Here is an 18,816-nt window from a genome sequence, read left to right as displayed (position 1 = left end):
TTTCGAGGGTTGAACCGCCATTCCTGCCGCCGCGGCGACCGACACACATCCCCGCTTGAAGCGGTACCAGCAAGCACCGGGTGCATGCCCAAATACCGGTTGGTCTTTTGAAACGCGCTGCTACCATTAGGCTGTGTTGTGCGGTATGGCGGCCTTCGCGCCTTACCTGGTCGCAACAACCTGCGTTCCGCGACAACGACTTTCCACGAACCACGTTTCGGGAGGGATCATGTCGCGTCATTCATCCAGACTGGCAATCCAGTCGCCCCCAACCCCACGCAATGGGCTGTGCTTTACGCTGGCGTATGCCGGCGCGGCACTCATCGCGCCTCGGTCGCGGCCTTCCGCGTGGAAGCGTGTTCTGCGCCCGCTGCCGCTTGCGCTATGGGTGCCGCTCGCGCTCACCGCGTGGTGCGTGCCGGGGTGGCCCACGCGGCCGGACCGCTGCCGCAGGGCGGCGCCTTCGTCCGGGGCCAGGGCGCGATGACGAGCGGCACCACTTCGCTAACGATCGACCAGTCCTCGTCCCGCGGCGTGATCGACTGGCACAGCTTCTCGATCGGCAACGGCAACACCGTCGCCTTCAACAACGGGTCGGGCGCAACACTGAACCGTGTAACGGGCGGCGATCCGTCATCGATTCTCGGCAAGCTCACCGCCACCGGCAGCCTCTACCTGATCAATCCGCAAGGCATCCTCGTGGGGCACTCGGGCGTCGTCAGCACGGGCGGACGTTTCGTCGCGTCCACCCTGGAGATCTGCAACGACGCCTTCATCAACGGCGGTGATGCACTGACGCTGTCGGGCAAGTCGGACGCGAGCGTGATCAACCTCGGCAGGATCAGCTCCAGCGGCGGCGATGTGTTCCTGATCGCGCGTCAGGCAGTCGTCAACGCGGGCACGGTAAAAGCGCCCAGCGGCACGGTGGAACTGGCGGCTGGCGACATGGTGCTGTTGCAGGACTCGGCCAGCAGCAGGCAGGTGTTCGTGCAGGCAGGCAGTCACGGCACCGTCGTCAACGAGGGGCGCATCAAGGCCGCGCAGGTCAGTCTTCAGGCTGCCGATGGCAACGTCTATGCGCTCGCAGGCAGCGGCACCCGGATCCGCGCGACGGGCACGGCTACCCGCGATGGCCACGTCTGGCTGATCGCGGACAGCGGCCTCGTCAGGCAGCAAGGCAAGATCACGGCAACGAATGCCGACGGCAGCGGCGGAACGGTCGACACGCAGGCGGCGCAGCTGGCGTTCGGCAGGCACGCAGCCGTTCACGCCGGGCAGTGGAATCTTTCAACGCCTGCTTTCACGATCGATGACGCTGCGGCACGGACGTTGCATCGCAGTCTGAGCGCGGGCACCTCGGTCGATGTCACGACCACGGGTGGCAACGGCGCAACGGGCGACCTGGGCATCGCTTCGAGCCTGCGCTGGCAGGGCCCGGCTTCGCTCACGCTTGCGGCATATCGCAATGTCTCCGTCACGAGCGGCACGACGATCGCGAACGACGGCGCGGGCAATCTGACCTTGCGCGCCGACGCTACGGGCGTTGACAACGGTGGCAGCGTCTCCAACCTTGGCACCGTCGACTGGTCGAAGAGCACCGGCATCGTGAGCCTTCTCTACGACATGAACGGCCGCAACAGCCCCGGCACGCTGCTCGGCAACGCTTCATGGACCGCCCCGGTCTACAGCGGGCTGGTCACGCAAATCACCGCCTACAAGCTCGTCAATTCGCTGACCGATCTGCAGAACATATCGCTCGACCTCGCCGGCAACTACGCGCTCGGCAAGGATATCGACGCCAGCGCGACGGTTATCAATCCCACCACCCCCTCCGGCCTCGCCTTCGTCTCGCTGGGCAGCGCAGCGACCCCGTTCACGGGACAGTTCGATGGCATGGGACATGTCATAGACAAGTTCAGTCAGAATGAGTTTTACCTGCCGTCGTTGGCCCGGTCGAGCGGCCTGTTCGGCGAGATCGGGACCGCCGGCGTGGTACGCAACGTCGGCATGACGAACAGCCTGCTCACGGCCTTCCAGAACGCTGACTTCAACGATCCCATTACCATCACCTACGGGATCCTGGCGGGCCGCAACCTGGGCCGGATCACCTACGCGTACACGACTGGCGGCCGCTCCGCCCCCCACTATGGCAACGTTCCGATCGGCGGCCTGGTGGGCATGAACGACGGTCTGATCGAGCGCTCGTGGAGCAGCGCTTCCGTGGGCGACGCGGGCGAGGCAGGCGGGCTCGTCGGTATCAACGTTGGACGGATCGTTCAGTCGTTCGCAACCGGCATTGTCAGCACCGACATACACGGCGTGCCGGGCGGCCTCGTCGGCGTGAACAGCGGTACGGTGTCGCAATCCTATGCAACGGGCGAGGTGCCTGGCGACCTCAGCGCGGGCGGCCTCGTGCATAGCAACTCCGGCGTGATCGAGCAGTCGTTCGCGACGGGGCTGGTTCGAGGCTATTGCTGCATCCCGCCGGGCACTCCCAGCAGTTTCGGCGGCGTCGCAGCCTATAACCAGCCGGCCGCCAACGGGACGATCGCAACGAACGTCTACTGGGACAAACAGACGACGAACCAGCCCGTCAGCGCCGGGACCGGCGACCAACTGCCCGCGTCGAACGGCCTCACCACTGCTCAGATGAGCAACCCGGCCAGCTTCGACGCATCGTGGGACTTCAGCCCGACCGGCGTGTGGGTCATGCCGGCCGGCGCGACCCATCCGATCCTGCGCTGGCAACTGGCCCAGTAGGCGCTGCTGAGAACCCGCGGCCTGCACGAGCAGGGCTCCGCCGCGTCACGCCGCGGCATCTCAACGGCAGCTTTTTGGGGGAGGAGCAACGTTCGAATGTCTGCCTGAACACGCGCGCGCGTCCGATGATGGCCGAACCCGGTCCGATTGCTGAATTGAGAATCGCTTGCCGGCCCGCAGCGGATGATCGTCGCAAGTCGACCCGTTTCTGTCCTTCACGCCGTCAACACTTGAAGGGCCGCTTGCGAAGTAAAAACAGGCATCAATAAGTCCAGCGCAGTCGCTGAGCCGTGACCTCACGTATCGGCGCTCGCGCACGCGCATGTTTCTTGATGCGATGGAGCGCGGGGTGAATTCCTACCGCTGATTGCACTGCACGATAGACGATCAGTCGGCACGGCGAGTCAATGCCGAGCCGCCATCGACGTGGCGAAGCTGTCTTCGAGCATCAGGAAGCTGGCGATCTTTGCGTCCGCGAAAGTCAGGATGATTGCGAACGCGCTATCGATCAGCTTTCCCGTGGCGTTGATCCGGGTTTGGAGATGGCCGAGGATGACGGCCCGCTCGTCGCTTGCCAGAACATCCTTTATATCAAGGCGCACGCGCTCAATCGTGGTTTGGGTGTCCCTGACGAAGTCGGACATGGCCTCGCGCCCGGTTTTGTGCCCAACCCAAGGCAACACACCTGAGTCGCCCGGAATGTTCCAATCGAGATCCGGTGTGCATAACGCGGCAATCTCGACGCCGCTCGCGCCGGATCCGATCTTTTCGAGGAACTGCTGCGCGACGCGAATGTTTTCTTGCATATTCATCGTGTTTTTCCGGTTTGTGTTGCTCTGCGGGAGGGATGGAAGCGGGGTGCTGAAGCGTCAGACCTGCGCGCGTCCACCGTCGACGAACAGCTCGATGCCGGTGATGTAGCTGGCATCGTCCGAAGCGAGGAAGGACACCGCTTTGGCGATCTCGTCGGCGCTACCAACACGCCCAAGCGGGGTCGTTTCGGCGACTTCCTTGCTGTACGCGTCGATCTGCTCGTCAGTCAGTCTGAGTTCGGACTTGTAGGCAGGCGTAACCACGACGCCGGGCGCAACCACGTTCACGCGAATGTCACGGCCTTTGAGGTCGGATGCCCAGGTGCGCGCGAACGAACGCAACGCTGCCTTGGTTGCGGCATAGACACCGAACGCGGGGGTGCCCTGGATTGCCGCGATCGATCCGGTTATCACGATTGCGCTGCCTGGCGGCATCAATGGCAGTGCGGCTTGCACGGTGAACAACGTGCCTTTCATGTTGATGCCGACGTATTTTTCGAATTGCGCTTCGGTAATGTTGCCGAGCGGCGCAAACTCGCCGCCGCCCGCGTTCGCGAAAAGAATATCAATCTTCTGGTGCGCCGCCGACACGGTATCGATAACGCCTTGAAGGTCGGCCGTCGAAGAGATATCGCCACGGATCGCACGGGCGCCGTGCCCGATCTCGACCACCGCTGCGTCCAGTTCCGGCTGGCGTCGTCCGGTGATGAACACCGTTGCGCCTTCGCGAGCAAGGCGTTTTGCGGCGGCAAGGCCGATCCCGGTGCTGCCGCCGGTGATAAGCGCAACCTTGCCGGCGTGTTTGGTGACGTGAATGTTGGCGTGGAGAGTAGTCATCTGGGGCTCCTTGTCGAGCGGGGTTGATCGATGACTCAAGCGTATATAGATTTCAAACAGAGATAAATACGGTATCTGTGGTTTCTTTATCCATGATTGTGGATAATAGAAACGGTATCGAGCGCAACCGAGACGCCAGGCAGGACCGTTTCCCAAACGCTATCCACCGCGGTGAATAATTTGCGAGGTGAATCAATGGATCATCTGCAGGCCATCCGCATCTTTGCCCGGGTTGTCGAGACAGGCGGCTTCGGACGAGCCGCGCTTTCCTTGAACATGCCGAATGCCACGGTGAGCAAGTGGATCAAATCGCTCGAAGAACATCTCGGCGTGAAGCTGCTGGAACGCAGCACGAGGAGCGTCAGCGTAACGACCGATGGGGCTGCCTACTATGAACGTACGCGTCACCTGCTCAGCGAACTCGATGACATCGAAGCTACGCTTGGCCGGGATCAGGCAAGCCCGCGCGGCGCTTTGAGGGTCGACGCTGGCGGATCGACCGCCAGCGGCATCATCATCCCCGCATTGCCGGCCTTTTGCGCGCGATATCCTGAAATACAGATGCAACTGAGCGTCACCGACCGCACTGCCGATCTCATCGCTGAGAACATCGACTGCGCGATTCGAAGCACGGCCAATGATCCCGCTCTGGTGACGCATTCGATCGGCACGCTCTCATGGACCACATGCGCGAGTCCCGCGTACCTGGCAAAGCACGGCACGCCGAAACATCCGCGCGAGATCGTTGATAGGAACATGCCAGTGGTTGGATACTTTTCCGCGAGTACCGGGCTTACGCAGCCGCTTCAATTCTGTCGGGGTGCGGAGACTGTTACGCTGGATCGTCCCCGCAACGACGTGCTCGTTAGCGAAAGCAACGCGCATCTCGCGACTGCGCTTAGCGGTCTCGGGATAGTTCACACGCTGGACTTCATGGTGCGCCCTTTTATCAAGCAGAAGAAGCTTGTGCCTGTTCTCGCGGAATGGCGGCCCGCGCCCATCGACGTCTACATCGCTTATCCGCCGAGCCGCCGGTACAGCACCAAGGTCAGGGTGTTTGTCGACTGGGTAACCACGCTGTTCGCGTCGGTCTGAGTGACGGCGGTCGGTGACGACCACAACCGCAAAGTCATCGAACTCGGCCGCCTCATTACGGTGACGGGCTGCGCTGATCAGCATGGGCTTCTGCCGTTCTGACCCGGACCGCTAAAGAAGCCCACGCGATGGGCTTTGGACATCTTTCTACCGGGACCCGCGATATACAACTCCCAAAGAGTGATTGGCCGTTGTCTCAGGAGAAGCGGCCGGTTGAATGTCCGGTTGAGCGAACGGGTGAACGACTGAAAGTGGCCGAACCGAGCCGGATGCCGATTCGGCCGAGTTCGCCCCCCTTTGCGGACATCCGGCGCTCGGAGGACAATGCCCTTGCGAATCTCTTCCGAGGCTGCCCAACATGGCTAAATTTCAGCCCGATGGATGGCATACCGTCACGCCCCGAATCGTCGTACGGGATCCGGAAAACCTGATCACATTCATCAAGATGGTGTTTCAGGCACAGGGCGAATTCCGTCACGGGCGGCCTGCCGAAATCATGATCGGCGATTCCGTCGTGATGGTTAGCGGCGGAGACGGCCTTCGCGATCCGATGCCGGCATTTCTGTATGTCTACGTCGAGGACGCCGATTCGACCTACCAGCGAGCGATTGCGGCAAATGCGATCTCACTCGAAGTTCCGACCGACATGCCATACGGCGACAGGCGAGCGATGGTAAGAGATCCGTGGGGAAACACATGGCAGATTGCCACACATCAGCGCGACCTCTCTGCTGCCGAGATCCGTTCAAGGTTGGCCAACGACAGATAGGCCGATATTTGTGGAGCATGGAGCGATTTGGGCGCCTCGTCTTCCGTCCGCAGTTGGCCGAACCCGGTCCGATAGCTGAATTGAGAACCGCTTGCCGGCCCGCAGCGGAGGATCGTCGCAAGTCGACCCGACCCGTTGCCGACGGTCGGGTCGTCGCCGTTCCAACGGCAGGCATCAGAGTGGAACGGCCATACCGCGCCTTCACCTATGAACTCGTCTTCGGCCTTAACCGACAGTCGCCGGTCGGCAGTCGTGGGGCGGCGGCTGGTTGACCCGCTACCGCCACAATGAAACAGGATGACTGTTCGCTGATGGTTGTGGATATCAGTCGGTCTCATTGCGCCAGTTGCCACTGCAATATCGGATGCGTCGCTCCAACGGGCATCGCCCAAACGCCGCCTGGGCCAAAGTCGTATGTCGGACCGAAACTGGACGGCGTGCTCATCTGCATAGTAGTCAAGCCTTTAGCGTCCCCTAGTGTCGCGCCTAGGAGCGTGGTGCGGACGCCAACTGTCGCGCCTGTCGTTTGCGTATCCCAGTAGACATCGCCGGTGATGGTCCCCGGGGAAGACGCGCTGTAATTTGCGTTGTAATCCGCGATGCCGCCCGGCCCCCCCGCAGGTCCGGATGGCTGGTCAATCTTGCCGGTTGCGAACGACTGACTGATCGTGCCTGAAGTCCCGCCAACTAACCCACCCCCGCACGCATTGACGGTGTCACATTGCGGCTGCACATGAACTGTTCCAGTCGCATATGACTCTGTGATAACGCCAAAATTGTAGCCGACCAGACCGCCCGCTCCCTGGTAATGGGTCGAGGTGACATCGCCCGATGCGAACGATTCTCGGACTACTCCGAAACTGTTAGTCCCGACCAGGCCTCCCGCGGCGTAATAGGATGAAACGTCGGCGGTGCTGGACGAACGCGTGATCGTGCCGCCGTTCAAGCCCACAAGTCCGCCAGTTGAAAGTGGACCGATGCCAGTTGAAAGAGGACCGATTGAAGTAACACTGCCGCTTGAGTGCACGGATGCGATCGTACCGTAGTTCGTGTCTGCGAGAAGGCCCGCCCAGGTGGCAGACTCGGGGAAGTTGGCGGCACTGCCCTCAATGTTGAGGTTCCGAACGACGCCCGAGTACCCGATATCCCCGAGAAGCGATCCAGATAACCAAAGATGCGAAATCGTGTGTCCCATGCCATCGAACTGGCCCGAGAACGAAGCCACGGCCGGACTGAATTCACCGGGCGGGGGCGTGGCGTCGATGTCCCTGCCGAGCGCGTAGTTGCCTGAAGGGTTGAGTCCAACTGCGCCCAGATCGGAGACGGTATTCACCAGCGCATAGACGGTAACTTGCGTCACCAGACCACTGTCTGGAGGGGCAGACCAGGTGCTGTTTGAGTGAATGTTTCCGGGTAAGTATCCACCGGTTATGTCATGCAATGCCCTCACGATGCCCGTGCTGCGCGACCAGTCGATCGTGCCGTTGTTGATGACGCTGTCGCCATTGTCGATGCCGGCTGCGTCGGCGCGCAACGTCAGGTTGCCCGCACCGGAGTTGGCGATGGTCGTGCCCGTCGCCACCGACACGTCGTGGTACGCGGCGAGTGTGAGCGAAGCCGGACCGCTCCAGCTCAAACTCGAAGCGACGCCAAGATCGCCCGTTGCGCCGTTCGCGCCTGTGGTCGTGACATCGATCGACGTGCCCGCGTTCAGGCTGCGCTGCAACGCATGCGCGACGGAGTCGTCGATCGTGAAGTCGGGCGTCGACAGATTCCATTGGCCCGCGTGAACGGCTGCATGCTTGCCAAAGGCCAGTTGTGCCGCTTGCGTGTCGACCGTTCCGCCGCTGCCATCCGCGTTGCTTGCGGAGATCTTGCCGAGTTGACTCACACGGCCGCCATCGGCGACGAGCCACACGTGGCCATCACGATCCGCGGTACCCGTCGCGCGGATGCGCGTGCCGCCGCCAGCGAGCGCGTAGACATTGCCGTCGGCGGCTTGCAGGCTGACCTGCGCGGCCTTTATGTGCCCTCTGTTGACCACGGTGCCCTGGCCGCCCATCTGCACGAATACCTGTCTGCTGCTGCCCGAGTCCTGTAACAACACCTGTTCGCCTGCAGCCAGTTCGGCCGTACCGTTGGGCGCTGTGATAGTGCCCGCGTTGATGACGGCACGCCGCGCGATCAGGAACACATCACCGCCGCTCGAACTGACCTTGCCAAGGTTGATCACGCTTGCGTCCCGGTCGCCCGACAGCGTGAGGGAACCACCGCCCTGCATGAACGCGTCGTTGCAGACATCGAGCGTTGACACGACGAAACGGCCACCGGTGCTGATCACGCCCGATGGCCCCACGACGATGCCTTGCGGATTGATCACATACAGGCTGCCCGTTGCACTGAGCCTGCCGAAGATGGCGGACGGCGAGCCGCCCGTCACGCGGTTCAGCGTCGCGCCCGAGCCGTTGTCGAACGTCACGCTGTTGTTCCTGCCGATCGAAAAACTGTTCCACTCGATCACGCCGCGCGTCGAACCCGGTTGCGTGACCACGAGGCCGTCTCCATGGCTTGCTATCGCGCCGGCGCCGGCCACGTAAGTGCCGCCTTGTGGAAGTTTGCCCGCCGCGAGCGTCGCATGGGCAAAGGACAGTCCGGTGAGCGCGCTGCCGATGACGAGCCACAGGCGTGCGTTTGACTGCCGACGACGCAGTGCGCGTCGCGTGCGCCGAGGTGGTTCTGGAGGTGACATACATCCCCCTTTCCGCGAGAAGCGCGAAATGGTGCCGACGACCCGCAGAGCCGACCGGAAACGCAATAGTCGCAGCGTCTGAAGAATAGCCGCTGGCGTCGCCGACGCATGCCGATATCTCTGCGTTTTGCGCCTTCTTCGCCTTTTATTCTGTGCGCTTGTGGCCGCCTGGCGTGTACCGGCATCTCCGGATGCTTTTACGAAATCAACGCGAAACTGCGCCACGACGCGACTGGGTTCTGCCAGTCGCCTGTGACACGTGCTGTGGACAGCTTATGGCGATGGACGATACCGGCGCGCTCGTGTCCCAAAGGCCAAGGACCGTTTGCAATGCGGAGCCGACGTCTGAACGTCCGTCCAACGGGAGGGGCGAATGACGCTTGATGGCCGCACAGCGACCGATAGTCGATCGCCATCCGGCGGTGCCTGCGCTTAAACCTCAGTCTGCTCCGCCATCTCCAGTGCATCGTCGACCTCGATGCCAAGATAACGTACGGTGCTCTCAAGCTTGGTATGCCCAAGGAGCAGATGAACAGCGCGGAGGTTTTTCGTGCGGCGATAAATCAGCGACGCCTTCGCCCGCCGCATCGTGTGCGTGCCGTACGCCGTGTCGTCCAGTCCGATCGACGCGACCCAGCGATGCACCAGGCGCGAATACTGGCGCGTCGAGAGGTGCGGCGATTCACGCAGCCGGCTTGGGAAGAGGAAGTCTGGCGCCGCCAGCCCCGCCGCCTCGATCCATGTCTCGACGCTATCCCGCGTCTGTTCGGTAATCTCGAACTGAACCGGTCGTTGCGTTTTCTGCAGCATGATCGTCGCCCGACTGGTGACGTGCTCGCCGTGGCATACGTCGCGGACCCTCAGCTTCGTCAGGTCGCATGCACGTAGTTTGCTGTCGATAGCCAGATTGAACATGGCGAGGTCGCGGACGCGCGCCGAAAGCTGCAGGCGGATGCGAATGGCCCAGATTTCTTTGAGCTTCAGCGGGGGTTTCTGCCCAGTCAACCGGCCTTTGTTCCACGGCACTCTGGCAGCGGTTCCTTTCTCAGGCGTTTCCGTGACGATCTCCTTTTAATTGAAGAGAGATCGAGTCTGTGCCCGCAGTCAGTGGGCGCTGTCCGACCCATCGGTGCCGTTGAGGTTTCATCAAGCAAAGGGCAGGTGCTTGAGGTAGACCGGTCATTCGATCAAGTGCAGTCGCCGGCCGGACATTGGCCCCTTCTCATTTAGTAACAAAAGGACCTTCGCGGCGGTGAAGATAGACCAGGACCGGTCGAGCAGCTCGGTTAATTGAAGATGCCGGTCTTTCGCGATACATCCGACTCGCTCATCGAAAAGCGCTTCACGATGTTATCGGTGTTGAACAGCACCACCAACTCCTTCTTCGTGCCGCTAGCGCTCGATCCGAACAGGTTGACAACCGGAATGTAATTGACCGCGTCGCCATGCAGCTTGGTCAACTCGTAATGCCAGATTTCCAGGCCGCCGTCCGTGAACTCGGTCTTCATCGGCGAGCCGAACATGCTGCGGACCTCGTTCTTCGTCGTTTTGCCTTCGACGATTTTGGTCGAAACGGTGGACTCCGTTTCCGAACGCAATGAATCATTACCCACGCCGGCACATCCGGTCAGCAGGATGGCGCCAGCGGCGATTGCAGTTGCCACCACGAATTTCTTCATGTTCCCTCGTAGAAGTGGGTTATTTTTTGAGCACGGTGAATGTGAATCGCTGTTAGCGAGCGATTCACCTTACTATCGGTTACAGGGAGGAAATCTTTAGAGCGACCCGGAAATTCGACAGCTTCGCAGGCGGTTCGCAGTTGATGAACGGACGTTCATAAATCGATGGTGAGAGGCCGTTCCTGGCCGAATGCCGCCTGTCCGCAGGCGGCCCTCTCCGGTACGCCGCGATGGACCGCAAAATAGCCCCAGGCAGCTTCGCTTAACGGAGCGCGACGCAGGAGTATGGCGGCGGGACAGAAACCCACGTAATCGATCAACGGTTTTCCGGCGCCGCTGTCAGCCCCTCCAACAGCGCCTTATGAAACGCCTGCGGATCCTGCATCTGCGGCGCGTGACCGAGCCCCGCGAACTCGACCAGCGTCGCATGGGGAATCGCCTTCGCGGCCGCGCGGCCCAATTCGGGGTAATGGCCGAGCTTCGCGCGCACCTCGGGCGGCGCTGCATCCTTGCCGACCGCCGTCGTGTCCTTCTGGCCGATCAGCAGCAGCGTCGGCATGCTGAGCTGGCCCAGCTCATAAAAAACAGGTTGCGTGTAAATCATGTCGTAGAGCAGCGCGGAATTCCACGCGACGATCTGCTTGCCCGGCCCACGATACATGCCCGCGAGCATCTGCACCCACGGTTCGTAGTCCGCGCGCCATTGCCCCGCGTAATAGGTCGCCTGCTCGTAGCGGCGGATGCCGTCGGCGGTGGTCTTCAGCTCCCGCTGATACCACTGGTCGACCGACAGCGACGGCACGCCCTTCGCCTTCCAGTCCTCGAGTCCGATGGGGTTCACGAGCACCAGTTGCTGCGTTTCGCGCGGATACATCAGCGCATAGCGGACGGCGAGCATGCCGCCCGTCGAATGACCGACCACCGTCACCTCGCTGACGCCGAGCGAATCGAGCAGCGCATGCGTATTGCGCGCGAGTTGCTGGAAGCTGTACTGGTAATGCTCGGGCTTGCTCGATTTGCAAAAGCCGATCTGGTCCGGTGCGATCACGCGATAGCCGGCATCGCTCAGCCGGCGAATCGTCGCGTCCCACGTCGCCGAACAGAAATTCTTGCCGTGCAGCAACACCACGGTGCGGCCGTTCGCATGCGCAGGCTTCACGTCCATGTAGGCCATCTGCAAAGGCACGCCCTGTGACGTGAATTCGAAGCGTTCGACCGGCGCCGGGTAGCTGAAGCCCCGCAGCTCCGGACCGTAGGCCGGGCCGGAATCGTCGAGGGAAGACGCGGCCGCGGCGCTCGCGACGGCCGGGCTCGCCACGCCGACCGGCACGCCCGCCGGCGTGGCGGCCTCCGCGACAGACGCCGCGCACAACATGGCGCAGGCGCAGACACTCGACAGGGCAAGCAGGAATGGGCGGCGAAGGTTCATCGGGATGCTCTGCAAAAAACGCAATAGGGATGCACGAGGCAGGGAGCGCACGATTCTACGATGCGCCGCCGAACTCCGCCGCCAGTCGCGCACTGCGGACACGGCACGCGGCCGCGGAGATGTGGCATGCATATTGCGCCTTCTGGGCTCAAGCATCGTCCGACACGACCTCGTGGCCAATGTGTTGCGCCGCACCGAAAAGCGCGCCGTAACAGGCGATCGTTTGAGGATGGTCCGCCACGCGGCCCCCGCAATAAACATTATTCGCTCGCGTCCAATCGGTGCTAGAACTGACTGACGGACCCGCGAAAACAGGCAGCGAAGAACGGCAATGCGGCACGACTGCCAGGCAGCCCGAATCATCAGCGGAGAGGAAGCGACCAGATCATTCCCGGGGGTATATCAATCAAGCAATTATCTTGCATGAGGTCGGAGTGAGTGCTGAAGGGCTCACTCCGATCGACAGGAGACAAATATGAATACTCCGGCACGGTTGAACGACTTACAGCGCACTACCCTCGCGATCGTCCTCGCCGGCGGACGCGGTACCCGGCTCGGACCGCTCACGAACAAGCGCGTGAAGCCGGCGGTACACTTCGGCGGCAAATACCGGATCATCGACTTCGCGCTGTCCAATTGCCTGAATTCCGGCATCCGCCGCATCGCGGTGGTCACGCAGTACAAGGCGCATTCGCTGCTGCGGCATCTGCAGCGCGGCTGGAGCTTCCTGCGCGGCGAGATGGGCGAGTTCATCGATCTGTGGCCCGCGCAGCAGCGCGTCGAAGGCGCGCACTGGTATCGCGGCACCGCCGACGCGGTGTTCCAGAACCTCGACATCATCCGCTCGATCCGCCCGAAGTACGTGGTCGTGCTCGCGGGCGACCACATCTACAAGATGGACTACACGCGCATGATCGCCGATCACGCGGACAGCGGCGCCGACTGCACGGTCGGCTGCATCGAGGTGCCGCGCATGGAAGCGGTCGCGTTCGGCGTGATGGCGGTCGACGAAAATCGCCGCGTGACCGGCTTCGTCGAAAAACCGGCCGACCCGCCTGCGATACCCGGTCGCCCCGACACGGCGCTCGCGAGCATGGGCATCTACGTGTTCAGCGCCGACTACCTGTACACGCAGCTCGAAGAGAACATCGCCGCGCTCGATACCGATCACGACTTCGGCAAGGACATCCTGCCGCGCGTCGTCACGCAGGGCGTGGCGATCGCGCATCCGTTCAGCATGTCGTGCGTGTCGTCGGACCCGAGCGTCGAGCCGTACTGGCGCGACGTCGGCACAATCGACGCGTACTGGGCCGCGAACCTCGATCTCGCGTCGACGATTCCGACGCTCGACCTGTACGACGAGTCATGGCCGATCTGGACATACCAGGAGCAGTTGCCGCCCGCGAAGTTCGTACGCGACATGAAGGGGCTGCAGGGCTCGGGCAACAATCTGATCGTCTGCGGCGGCTGCGTGATCTCGGGCTCGCAGATTTCGCGCTCGGTGCTGTCATCGAACGTGAAAGTAAGTTCGTTCTGTAATATCAATGAGGCAGTGTTATTGCCGCAGGTCACGGTCGGCGCGAGTTGCCGCCTGCAGAAGGTCGTAATCGACCGTGGCTGCACGATTCCGGAAGGCACGGTGATCGGCGAAGACCCGGCGCGCGACGCCGAGCGCTTCTATCGCACCGACGAAGGCGTCGTGCTGGTCACGCAGGAGGCGTTGCGCCAGCATCCGGAGTAGCGCGCCCCGCCGCATGCCAGCGCCGGCGGCCACGCGCCGCCGGCCAGGCGTCGCCTGGCTTCACCTGGCTTCGCCCGAACCACCGCTGACTATTTGCCGACCCCGAGCAACCCTGCCACCCCGACAGAGACCCGGCCTATGACGATTCGCGCCCTGCACGTCGCAAGCGAGCTGTATCCCCTCCTCAAAACGGGCGGTCTCGCCGACGTCGCGGGCGCGCTGCCGTCCGCGCTGATCGAGCGCGGCGCCGACGTGCGCGTGCTGCTGCCGGGCTTTCCGGCCGTGCTCGCCGGCCTGCGCGATCTGCAGCCAGTCGCGCAACTGGGCAGCCGCTTCGGCGCGCCGAACGTGACGCTCGAACGCGGCACGCTGCCCACCAACGGGCTCGCCGTCTACGTGATCCGCGCCGCGTCGCTGTACGATCGCCCCGGCAACCCGTATCTGAACGACGAACACGTGCCGTACGGCGACAACGTGCAGCGCTTCGCGCTGCTCGGCTGGGTCGCCGCGCAACTCGCGCAGCAAACGGACCCGACGTGGTCGCCGCAGATCGTCCACGCGCACGACTGGCACGCGGGGCTCGCGCCCGCCTACCTGAAGGCCGCCGAACGCGAGCACGGCCGCGCGCCCGCGCGCAGCGTGTTCACGATCCACAACCTCGCCTACCAGGGGATTTTTCCCGCGCATCAGTTCGGCCTGCTCGGCCTGCCGCACGATTTCTTCAACATGCACGGCGTCGAGTTTTATGGTCAGCTGTCGTTCCTGAAGGCGGGGCTCTACTACGCCGAGCGCATCACGACCGTCAGCCCGACCTATGCGCGCGAAATCCAGACGCTCGCGCACGGCGGCGGGCTCGATGCACTGCTGCGCCATCGTGCGCACGATCTGAGCGGCATCCTGAACGGCGTCGACTACACGGTGTGGAATCCCGCCACCGATACGCTGCTCGCGACGCACTACAGCGCGTCGAGACTGGCGGGCAAGCTCGCCTGCAAGGAAGCGCTGCAAAAGCGCTTCGGCCTCGCGCAGCGAAGCGACGCGCTGCTGTTCGGCGTCGTCAGCCGGCTGACCGAGCAGAAAGGCCTCGATCTGCTGCTCGGCGCGGTGCCCGAGATCGTCAAGCGCGGCGGGCAACTGGTTGTGTTCGGCACCGGCGATCCGGCGCTCGAGAATGGCCTCAGGATGGTCGCGCAGGCGCATCCGGAATCGGTCGCGGTCGAGCTCGGCTTCGATGAAACCCTCGCGCATACGATCATCGCCGGCAGCGACGTGGTCGCGGTGCCGTCGCGCTTCGAGCCGTGCGGGCTCACCCAGCTCTATGCGCTCGCCTACGGGTCGCTGCCGCTCGTGCACTGCATCGGCGGTCTCGCGGATACGGTCGCCGACGCATCGCTCGAAAACCTCGCCGACGATTTCGCCACCGGCTTCGTGTTCGAACGCTTCGATCCGAAGGGACTCGCCTCGGCGATCCGCCGCGCGTTCGCGCTGTACGGACGCCGCACCGAATGGAAGGCCACGCAGCGGCGCGCGATGCGCCAGGACTTCGGCTGGGGCGCGTCGGCCGACCGCTATCTGGCCTTGTATCGCGAACTCGTCTGAAGCATCCGCCGCACGCTGAACTGTCAGGTTTCGTTAATCTTCACGCGCGTTTGATGGTTCGGCGCAACAGCACGGGGACGGATCAACTCGCGGCTGTCAAACTCCTGTATCGTTTGCTGACTTGCCGGCTATGCAGTTCGTGCGTTTTTCCTGCACCATCTGTATCAGGCATGTCTGCCGCGCGGCGCCCGGGCCATCGGCCCGCCCGCGCGAGCCTCCCCTTCCAGTGTTTTGTTGATCGCGCATGACCGGTTGCGCGAGCCTTACCATGACGAAAAACGTTCTGAGCATCCAGTCCCATGTCGTGTTCGGTCACGCCGGCAACAGCGCGGCCGTGTTTCCGATGTGCCGGCTCGGCGTCAACGTGTGGCCGCTCAACACCGTGCAGCTCTCGAATCACACGCAATACGGGCACTGGAGCGGCAGCGCAATCGACGCATCGCAGATGGAAGATCTCGTCGACAGCATCGGCGCGATCGGCATGCTGCCGCGCTGCGACGCAGTGCTCTCCGGCTATCTCGGCACGAAGGAACAGGCGCAGGCGGTGATTGACATCGTCAAGGCCGTGAAGGCGGCCAATCCCCGCGCCTGGTACTTTTGCGATCCGGTGATGGGCGCCACGGGCGGCTACAAGGTCGAGCCCGGCATCCAGGAATTCCTCGTGAGAGAAATGCCGCAAGTCGCCGACGGGATCGCGCCGAATCACATCGAATTGCAGCGCCTCGTCGGTCGCGAGATCGAGACGTTCGAGGAAGCCGTCACCGCGTGCCGCGAGCTGCTCGCGCGTGGGCCGAAGCTCGTGCTCGTCAAGCATCTGCTCGATCGCAACAGCCCCGCCGACCGCTTCAACATGCTCGTCGTCACTGAGCGCGAAGCGTGGATGGGACAGCGTCCGCTCTATCCGTTCGCGCGCCAGCCGGTCGGCGTCGGCGATCTGACGAGCGCGGTCTTCGTCGCGCGCACGCTGCTCGGCGATTCGATCCGCTCGGCCTTCGAGCACACGCTCGCCGCGGTCAACGCGGTGGTCAAGGCGACCTGGCAGGCCGGACGCTATGAACTCGAACTGGTGGCGATGCAAAATGAAATCGCCCAGCCGCGCGAGTGGTTCGATGCGTGGGTCGCGGAAACGGCTTAGATAACTTAGGCACGTCGCTCGTTGCCGAGCGCCCTCGCCAGCACCCTGCTGGCGGCCGTCCTATAATGCGTGCCGCGTGGACCAGGGCTTGCGCCCTCGCGCCACGGCATTTTCAGCATCCGGCATTCAGCAGACGAGGCATTCGATGGACGGTCATATCCGCAGCGAGCGGGAAGAATTTTTTGAGCAGTTGTGCATCAGCGTCGACGCGGACGAAGCGCACGAACAGGAAGCGATCGAGTTCTTCGAGAACCAGTTCGACCAGCCCGACTTCGATCCCGCGCAATGGCTCGATATCGCGCTCTACTACTCGGCCGCCGTCGCGCGCGGCATTGTCGACATGGTGACGGCCGACGACAAGGCACGCAGCAACATCGCCGAAATCATCGCCGACAATCTCGACATCTCGTACGGCGAGGACGAGTGCCAGCAGTTCGCCGAGACGATCGAATTCGCGCTGAACAACGGCGTGCCGGTCGATCTCGACGTGGTGCTCGACGGCTGCCAGCGCGCGATCGACGACCTCGACACGTGGGCCGACGAAGACACGAAGGCGCCGCTTTTGCGTCTGCGTGAAGAGCTGCTGCGCCAGCAAGGCGAGCGCTAGGCAAAAGGCTCGAATCTCCTCCGACAACGCAACACCGCAACACCGGCCGGCGCGCTCGCGCCGGCTTCTTAAGCATATGCCGTAATCCGCAGCCCAGGCGGACCTTCGCACGGCAAGCCAGCTTGCATGCCTGACGCACGCTCCATGTGCACCACATGCACCTGTTGCGGCCTATGCCGAAATGCTCATCCAAAACGCCACGAATTGCCAAGACGACGGCAATTTGGCTTTCTATATTCGCCCCAGATTGACGTCGCGAACACGCTGCGAGGCTCAACGCCAGTGCGCGTATTCCAGCATTGTGAGCGGCGAGCGATCCTTCGTAGTCTTGCGATGCGCGAGGGCTTGCCTCGGCCTCACGTGTCGTACCGCTTTGCTGTCGTACCGCTTTCATAACAACCGTCGATGCAAGGAGAGACCATGAGTCTTCGCAACACGCTGAAACCGCTGGCCATGCTCGTGGGTGCGATGTTTGCCGTCGCGCCTGTTGCCAGTTTCGCCGACGACCTGCCGGTCAAGATCGGTTTTGCCGCGCCGCTGACGGGCGCCAATGCCGGCTACGGCAAAGATCTGGAAAACGGTGTGCGGCTCGCGATCGACGAAGCCAACGCGCAGAAGATCAAGATCGGCGACAAGGTGGCGCACTTCGAGATCGTCTCGCAGGACGACCAGGCCGACCCGCGCGTCGGCGTGCAGGCCGCGCAGAAGCTGGTCGACTCGGGCGTCGCGGTGGTCGTCGGCCACTTCAACTCGGGCACGACGATCCCGGCCTCGCAGGTCTACGAGCAGGCTGGCATTCCGGTGCTCGATCCCGCCGCGACGAATCCGATCATCACGGGCCGCGGCTTCGCGAACACCTTCATGGTGATTTCGACCGACGCGCAGAACGCCGGCAATGCGGGCGCCTATGCCGTCGACGTGACGAAGGCTAGGCGCATCGCGATCATCGACGATCGCACCGCGTTCGGCCAGGGCGAAGCCGACGAGTTCGAGAAGGCTGTGAAGGCGCACGGCGGCAACATCGTCGCGCGCGACTACACCGACAACCACGCGGTCGACTTCAGCACGCAGATCACCAAGTTCAAGGGCGCCAATGCGGACCTCGTGTTCTTCGCCGGCCTCGACAGCCAGGCGGCGGGCTTCGCGCGGCGCATGAAGCAGCTCGGCCTGAACGCACAGCTGGTCGGCGGCGGCGGCGTGATGGACGAGGACTTCATCAAGCTCGCGGGCGATGCGTCCGACGGCGCGATGGCCTGGGAATACGGCCGCCCGCTCGCGCAACTGCCGGGTGGCAAGGACTTCAACGCGAAGTTCAAGAAGCGCTTCGGCGCGGACGTGCTGTCCTATGCGCCGTTCGGCTACGACGGCGCGTGGGTCGCGATCAAGGCGATGCAGCAGGCCAAATCCGACTCGCCGAACGTGTACCGTCCGGCGCTCAAGTCGATCGACTACGACGGCGTGACCGGCAAGATCTCGTTCGACAGCACCGGTGCGTTGAAGAGCGGAGCGTCGACGCTGTATCAGGTGAAGAACGGCGCGTGGGTGCCGGTCGTGACGAAGAGCGGCACCTAAGCTCCACGTCCAGTAGATCGTCGCGGCCCTGC

The 18,816-nt window shown here is 63.0% G+C and carries 14 protein-coding genes; 8 read left to right on the top strand and 6 right to left on the bottom strand.

Translation table 11 applies throughout. From position 1 onward, the window contains the following. Positions 1 to 384 precede the first annotated feature (384 nt). On the top strand, positions 385 to 2,760 hold the full coding sequence (locus OKW28_RS22275) for a filamentous hemagglutinin N-terminal domain-containing protein (RefSeq protein ID WP_429448994.1): 2,376 nt from the start codon (positions 385 to 387) through the stop codon (positions 2,758 to 2,760). A 404-nt stretch (positions 2,761 to 3,164) separates the two neighbouring features. Here OKW28_RS22275 and OKW28_RS22270 read toward each other — a convergent pair whose 3' ends face one another. After that, a complete protein-coding gene (locus OKW28_RS22270; RefSeq protein WP_429448992.1) occupies positions 3,165 to 3,572 on the bottom strand; it encodes a nuclear transport factor 2 family protein in 408 nt (135 codons plus the stop codon). 57 nt (positions 3,573 to 3,629) lie between these two features. Further along, positions 3,630 to 4,409 carry an SDR family oxidoreductase gene (locus OKW28_RS22265; RefSeq protein WP_429454400.1) on the bottom strand — a complete coding sequence of 260 codons (780 nt, stop codon included), beginning with the start codon at positions 4,407 to 4,409 and terminating at the stop codon, positions 3,630 to 3,632. Positions 4,410 to 4,604: 195 nt separating this feature from the next. Between OKW28_RS22265 and OKW28_RS22260 the strand changes: the two genes are divergently transcribed. Both OKW28_RS22260 and OKW28_RS22255 read left to right on the top strand, forming a co-directional pair. Then, a complete protein-coding gene (locus OKW28_RS22260; RefSeq protein ID WP_187637381.1) occupies positions 4,605 to 5,504 on the top strand; it encodes a LysR family transcriptional regulator in 900 nt (299 codons plus the stop codon). 358 nt (positions 5,505 to 5,862) lie between these two features. Next, positions 5,863 to 6,273 carry a VOC family protein gene (locus tag OKW28_RS22255; RefSeq protein WP_429448991.1) on the top strand — a complete coding sequence of 137 codons (411 nt, stop codon included), beginning with the start codon at positions 5,863 to 5,865 and terminating at the stop codon, positions 6,271 to 6,273. Positions 6,274 to 6,607: 334 nt separating this feature from the next. On the opposite strand, the gene OKW28_RS22250 is transcribed toward OKW28_RS22255, so the two are convergent. The 4 genes from OKW28_RS22250 to OKW28_RS22235 form a co-directional block, all read right to left on the bottom strand. Next, on the bottom strand, positions 6,608 to 9,022 hold the full coding sequence (locus OKW28_RS22250; protein ID WP_429448989.1) for a filamentous hemagglutinin N-terminal domain-containing protein: 2,415 nt from the start codon (positions 9,020 to 9,022) through the stop codon (positions 6,608 to 6,610). Between the two features lie 432 nt (positions 9,023 to 9,454). Beyond that, positions 9,455 to 10,048: a tyrosine-type recombinase/integrase gene (locus OKW28_RS22245; protein ID WP_429448987.1), complete on the bottom strand. Its 594-nt coding sequence runs from the start codon at positions 10,046 to 10,048 to the stop codon at positions 9,455 to 9,457. A 260-nt stretch (positions 10,049 to 10,308) separates the two neighbouring features. Beyond that, positions 10,309 to 10,701: a hypothetical protein gene (locus OKW28_RS22240; protein ID WP_429448985.1), complete on the bottom strand. Its 393-nt coding sequence runs from the start codon at positions 10,699 to 10,701 to the stop codon at positions 10,309 to 10,311. A gap of 316 nt (positions 10,702 to 11,017) precedes the next feature. After that, complete coding sequence (locus OKW28_RS22235; protein WP_429448983.1) at positions 11,018 to 12,130, bottom strand: alpha/beta fold hydrolase; 1,113 nt, start codon at positions 12,128 to 12,130, stop codon at positions 11,018 to 11,020. 475 nt (positions 12,131 to 12,605) lie between these two features. Here OKW28_RS22235 and glgC point away from each other — a divergent pair, with 475 nt between their 5' ends. From glgC to OKW28_RS22210, 5 genes are all read left to right on the top strand, one after another. Beyond that, positions 12,606 to 13,871 (top strand): glucose-1-phosphate adenylyltransferase, encoded by a 1,266-nt coding sequence (gene glgC, locus OKW28_RS22230; RefSeq protein WP_429448982.1) that lies wholly within the window; start codon positions 12,606 to 12,608, stop codon positions 13,869 to 13,871. Positions 13,872 to 14,009: 138 nt separating this feature from the next. After that, complete coding sequence (gene glgA / locus OKW28_RS22225; RefSeq protein WP_429448980.1) at positions 14,010 to 15,470, top strand: glycogen synthase GlgA; 1,461 nt, start codon at positions 14,010 to 14,012, stop codon at positions 15,468 to 15,470. A gap of 268 nt (positions 15,471 to 15,738) precedes the next feature. Then, positions 15,739 to 16,605 (top strand): pyridoxal kinase PdxY, encoded by an 867-nt coding sequence (gene pdxY / locus OKW28_RS22220; RefSeq protein WP_429448979.1) that lies wholly within the window; start codon positions 15,739 to 15,741, stop codon positions 16,603 to 16,605. Between the two features lie 145 nt (positions 16,606 to 16,750). Further along, entirely contained in the window at positions 16,751 to 17,212 is a 462-nt protein-coding gene (locus tag OKW28_RS22215) for a hypothetical protein (RefSeq protein WP_233850352.1), read from the top strand. Between the two features lie 420 nt (positions 17,213 to 17,632). Then, positions 17,633 to 18,784 (top strand): branched-chain amino acid ABC transporter substrate-binding protein, encoded by a 1,152-nt coding sequence (locus OKW28_RS22210; RefSeq protein ID WP_090803969.1) that lies wholly within the window; start codon positions 17,633 to 17,635, stop codon positions 18,782 to 18,784. The last annotated feature ends 32 nt before the right edge of the window (positions 18,785 to 18,816 follow it).

It is taken from the genome of Paraburkholderia sp. 40 (assembly GCF_050434105.1).
In the GTDB taxonomy this organism is placed as follows: Bacteria; Pseudomonadota; Gammaproteobacteria; order Burkholderiales; family Burkholderiaceae; genus Paraburkholderia; species Paraburkholderia tuberum.
This window is presented reverse-complemented; position numbering and strand designations above follow the sequence as displayed.